Annotated in this window: 2 protein-coding genes and 1 pseudogene; all 3 read left to right on the forward strand. The window is 60.2% G+C overall.

What is annotated here, in order from left to right:
• Nucleotides 1-123 (forward strand): annotated as a pseudogene (locus tag Q1J43_RS00275) (IS200/IS605 family transposase); the annotation flags it as partial.
• Nucleotides 124-258: 135 nt separating this feature from the next.
• Nucleotides 259-789: a hypothetical protein gene (locus Q1J43_RS00280; RefSeq protein ID WP_301100280.1), complete on the forward strand. Its 531-nt coding sequence runs from the start codon at nt 259-261 to the stop codon at nt 787-789.
• 1 nt (nt 790) lies between these two features.
• Nucleotides 791-5,939: calcium-binding protein (locus tag Q1J43_RS00285; protein ID WP_301100281.1), on the forward strand; the 5,149-nt coding region annotated here is incomplete at its 3' end.

A 5,939-nucleotide genomic window follows, 5' to 3' on the forward strand; every position in this document is an offset into this window, starting at 1 on the left:
CCCGAGGCCCGAGGGTACTTCGTCTCGACGGTCGGACTGGACGAGAACATGGTTCGAGCGTACATCCGGAATCAGGAGGACGAAGACGAGCGGTACGATCAGATGAAGCTCGAACTGGGGTAAGCCGCCAAGGGCGGCTCACGGTTTCATGGGCGCCTTTGAGGCGCTCACAATCTCAAGCCACCGGCTTTGCCGGTGGTATCTGACTTCTGGATTATCGGGTGGTGAATTTTCAGACATTCTTTACAAGGGACAATCATGACCGGGATTTATCTGCTCTTCGTGGCGCTGATCTGGCTGGCGCTAGTCGTCTGGTTGAGCAAAGTCAGCACAAGAAAATTATCCGGAACGGGGTGGCGTATTCCCGTCGGCTTATTGATGGCCGCAGTGCTATTTCCGTTGCCCTTGATCGACGAGATCATTGGAGGCAGACAGTTTGAACAGCTCTGCAAGGAAAATTCGATGATTCAAGTGGACCGCGCGACGGCGGTTGGAAAGACTGTGTATCTGCTTCAAATACCCGACGTTGAAATTAAAGATACTTGGGTGCGTGTTGTATTAAAGCCATGGCGATTTGTGGACGCGACGACGGGTGAGCTTGTGCTTAGCTACAACTCTTTAATGGCGGCGGGCGGGCGATTTATTCGGACCTTGGGCATTTCTGAAGGCGGTGTACCGCTAATTTTTCACGGCTCTTGTGAACCGAGGAATAGCCCTGCTTCGGCTCAGACTTTTAAAGATTTCGAAATCAATTACATCGAACCGCCAATTAAAAAAATGGAGAACTGAAATGACAACTATTAATGACATATACATCAATGCAGTATTGGCGGATTCATCTTACGTTGACGATCTTAAGCCGGGACAAACTGGGGTTGCTTTGATAAATCGATTATCCGGCCGCATGACCCCGGCCGTCGCCAAATATATTGGCGACAACTTCACCGTCGTCACCCAAGTTAGCGGACTCGCCTCAAGCTTTGACGCCACCGTGTGGCGCGGCAATGCCGGCACGCCGTATGCCGGGCAGGTCTACATCTCGATGCGTGGCACGCAGGAAGTCCCTGACTTTCTGGCCGACGGCGATTTGTCCACCTCCGGTTTGGCGCACGAACAACTGGTTGATATGGTCAATTGGTGGCTGCGCGAGACGACTCCCGCCAACCAGACGGCAAAACAAATCGCCATCAGCACCGTCAGCATTCCGGGCTTACCGCGCTTGCAAAATTTCGTTGCCGCATCGAGCGTGCAGGGCACCGGCAATCTGCTTGGCATCAGCGCCATCAAATCGGTCGACGGCCATAGCCTCGGGGGCTACCTTGCCAGCGCCTTCGTGCGCCTGTTCGGCAAGGGATGGCCGGTCGAGAGTATCAACACTTTCAACAGCGCGGGATTCAGCAGGCTGGCCACGCTCAACATCGAGAACGGCTTTAGTCAGATCACCCAGGTTATCGGCGCCGAATTGGGGCTGAGTGCTTTTTCCGGTGCGCAAAACAACTACTTTGCCGAAAATGGCATCAATGTCACCACCAACACCTGGAACCCGGTTGGGTTCAAACAGTACGGCACCCGTACCGAACTGTTTCAGGAAGACCTCACCCCTGGGCTTATAGACAACCACTATATGTACAAGCTCACCGACCTGCTGGCCTTGGGCAATGCCTTGGCGCAGCTCGATCAGACGCTCGATTTGAACAAGCTCTCGACATTGGTCAGTGCTGGCAGCAATCAAATGGCAGCCTCATACGAAGGCGTGCTCGACAGTATTAGAAAGCTGCTGTTGGGCGCAAGTGTGCCTTCAACCCAGACGGGAGACGCCAACGCAGGCAATGCCGGACCGCAACCGGCGGCACGCATTGAATTTCAGACCAATCTTGCCGCCCTGCAAAACGCCCCCGCCTTCCAAGCCCTCGCCAGCAACGTCCACATCGAACTCGCCACAGCCGACCTTGACACCCGCGCCCAGAACGACTTCAGCGCCCTCATCAGCCTGATCACCCTCAGCCCGACCGTCCTGACCGGCAGTGCCTCACTGCTCGAAGGCGTCTTGGGCACGGCCTGGAACAACGAATTCGCGCAATGGCAGGCCGACGCCAACCTCACTGCCGAACAGCGCGCCGCCGACCAGGCCAACTTCTCGGATAACTACCTCGCCGACCGCGCCACGATGCTTGCCTGGCTGGTCAAAGCCAACACCGAAGACAAACTCACGCTCGACGGCAGCAAGTACGACTCCCGCGATCTCAAAAACTGGGAATTCACCGATCTCACGAAGAATCTGACCATCACCGTTAATGGCCTGCTCGGCTTTGAAAACCCGGACCCCGCCAACAAGGTCATCTTCGGCAGTGACGGCAACGACGGCAATATCACCGGCGGCGTGGCCGCCGACGCCCTCTACGGCGGCGCCGGTGTCGACACCCTCGACGGCGGCAAAGACGAAGATTATCTGGAAGGCAACGCTGGTGCCGACATCCTGACCGGTGGCCAAGACGACGACATCCTCAGCGGCGGCGCTGGTGAGGACACCTATAAATTCACCAGCGGCGACGGCCGGGACACCGTACTGGATTCGGACGGTCAGGGCCGCATCATCATCGACGCCGACACCCTCACTGGCGGCCAGGAAAGCACCACTGGCGTCGGCCTCTGGGAAAGCACCGACAAGAAATACCACTACACCCGCATGAGCGAAGCCGACGGCAGCACCACGCTCACTGTCCTCTACGGCAGCAAAGATCGCCTCTTCATCAAGAACTTTGTTGACGGCATGCTCGGCATCACGCTCGGCGTCGACACGCCGGTTCTGCCGCCGCCGCCGGCATACACCGAGGCCCTGGTCGACAACTACCCGAGCGACGACCCGATCGGCCGCAACTACGACCGATATTATACGAACATCTCGATGCTGATCACCGGAACGAGCAATGACGACTTCATCCGGACCGGCTCGGCCGACGACCAGATCGAAGGACACGGCGGCCACGACAATCTGGTTGGCCGGGCCGGCAACGACCGGATTTACGCCGACAGCCGCATCGACATCGCCGCCGCGATCGAAGCGGCCAAAGAGAGCCAGCCCGCTGACCCAACCGCCTCTCTTCTGTCCGGCGGCAGCGGCGAAGACCTGCTGATCGGTCGACTCTCGTCAAATATGATGTTTGGCGGCGGCGGGAGCGACACCCTCATCGGCGGCGGCGATGTCGATGTGATTGAAGGCGACGGCGTGGACAGCGACCTCGGATTTGGCATCACAGTCACCAAAACCTTTGCCCTGGACTTTGACGTCGACACCCAAATATACACCCACTACTGTGAGCAGACCCTCGGTGACGTGATCACCCGTTACGCTCGGCTCTCGGGGGTGGCCAGCGACGGCGACGGCGACGCCGACACCATCATCACCGGCGCCGGCGGCGATCTCGTCATGGCCGACGGCGGCGACGATTACCTGGCCCTGGGCAGCGGCAACGACGTCGGCATCGGCGGCGCCGGATCGGACATCATCGACGGCGGCGATGACCGGGATACCCTCTTCGGCGATTTCAGATGGGACGCCGGACCGGCGCCGGACGGCGAAACAGAAGCGCAACGCTACATCCGAATCGGGCTGGACGCCAGCGAGCATGGCAGCGACCTGATTTTCGGCGGCGCCGGCGGCGACTACATCGAAGGCAACGGTCGCGATGACGTGATCTATGGCGGCAGCGGCAGCGACCGGCTGCTCGGTGATGACCTGCTCACGCCCGGCGCCTGGCATGGCAAGGACCGAATTGACGGAGGCGCTGGCGACGACACGATTCTTGGCAATGGCGGTGACGATATTTTATCCGGTGGTGCGGACGACGATTCCGTGAGCGGTGATGATGCCAGAACCCCCGGCCAATACCACGGCAAGGATTATCTCGACGGTGGCGACGGTGCCGACATACTCTGGGGTGACGGCAACGACGACGAATTAATTGGCGGCGCTGGTGATGACTACCTCGAAGGCGATTACAGCACGCTCGAGGCGATCTATCACGGCAAGGATTTCTTGAGCGGCGGCCAGGGCAACGACGTTTTGCTCGGTGAAGGCAACGACGATGTATTGCATGGTGGCGACGACAAGGATGTGCTCTACGGTGACGCGCTGCCCGATATGGCGCTGCCGGCAGAAGCGAATGGCAGTGACATACTCTATGGTGAGGCTGGTGATGACGAACTTCACGGAGGTGGCGGCAACGACCTGCTGATCGGAGGCGCCGGGACCGACAGCCTGAAAGGTGACGACGGCGACGACAGCTATCGCTTTGCCGCCGGCGACAGCCCGACCACTGCCCTGGGCGAGAACGAATGGATTAGCGATGCGAGCGGCAATAACACGGTGATCTTTGAAAGCGCCGTGGCCGACGACTTAACGCTGCGCTCAAGCAATGCCGGCTACTACCTGGCGATCGACTACAGCCCTGGCGATCGCCTGCTGGTCCAAGGCGGCTTTGCCGGCGCGGTCGCCACCTACGAATTTGCCGACGGCGAGCGCCTAAGCTACACCGAGCTGATCGGCCGCCTATTTGACGGCATCAACAACCGCACCGGCGCCGACGGGCAGCAGATCGTCACTGGCGGGCGGGACGACAACACTCTCATCGTCGGGAGCGGCAACGCCATTCTCTCCGGCGGGCGCGGCAACGACACACTAATCACCAGCGGCGGCGGCAACACCTACCTCTACAACCTGGGCGACGGCACCGACTACATTGACGATAGCAGCAAATCCGCCGGCTTCATGGCCGCCAATATTCTGCGCTTTGGCCACGGCATCACCGCCGCCGACCTTAGGCTCGGCTTGGGCTCGCTACGCATCCAGGTCGGCAGCGACCCGGCCAACGCCATCCACATCGACGGCTTTGCCCCGGATGACGTCTATGCCCAGCCGGCGATCGACCGCTTCGAATTTGCCGACGGCAGCGTTTTGAGCTATGCGCAACTCCTGGAGCGCGGCTTTGACCTCACCGGCGACGCTGGCGACAACGTGATCACCGGGACCAACATCAACGACCGCATCAATGGCGGCGCTGGCAGCGACACGATGACGGGGGGCGCCGGCAGCGACAGCTATACCTGGGGCGCCGGGTCCGGGCAGGATGTGATCGACAATACCGACGCTACGCCAGACAAGACCGACACCCTGCTCATCGACGCCCTGCTGCCGTCCGACCTCCTCCTCACCCGTAGCGGCGACGACCTCCTGATCCGCCGGCGCGAGAGCAGCGACCAGGTAACGCTGCTCAAGCACTTTACCAGCGCGCCGATCGACGTCATCGCCTTTGCCGACGGCAGCCTCTGGCGGGGGCCGGAAATCACGGCGCACGTAACCAACGAACTCACTGAAAACGCCGATACCTATACCGGCACGGCCGCCGACGACGTCATCGATGGCCTCGCCGGCAACGATACGATTCGGGGCCTGGCCGGCAATGACACGATTTCCGGAGGTGCCGGTAATGATTCACTCGGCGGCGACAATGGTGACGACCTGTTACTCGGTGACGCCGGCGATGATTCGCTCAGCGGCGACGATGGCAATGACATTTTAAGTGGTGGCGCGGGGACCAATACACTCCAAGGCGGAGCGGGGAGCGACACCCTGGATGCTCGCAGTGCGGGCTCAATCGACACCCTGCTTGGCGGACCGGGCAGCGACACCTACCTCTACGGGCGGGGTGCCGGCTGGGACACCATTCAGGAAACTGGCAGCAACCCGGGCGATATCGACCGGCTGGTCATGGCCCCCGACATCGCCCCAAGCGACGTGCTGCTGGCACGTTTCACGGGGGGCGGCGTTGAATACGATCATCTGCAGATCGGCATCAAGGGCAGCACGAACACCATCAGCCTGCACAACTACTTCACCCGGCAGGACGACTACTACAAAATCGAGCGCATCGAATTTGCCG

Source organism: Propionivibrio sp. (assembly GCF_029255185.1).
In the GTDB taxonomy this organism is placed as follows: Bacteria; Pseudomonadota; Gammaproteobacteria; order Burkholderiales; family Rhodocyclaceae; genus Propionivibrio.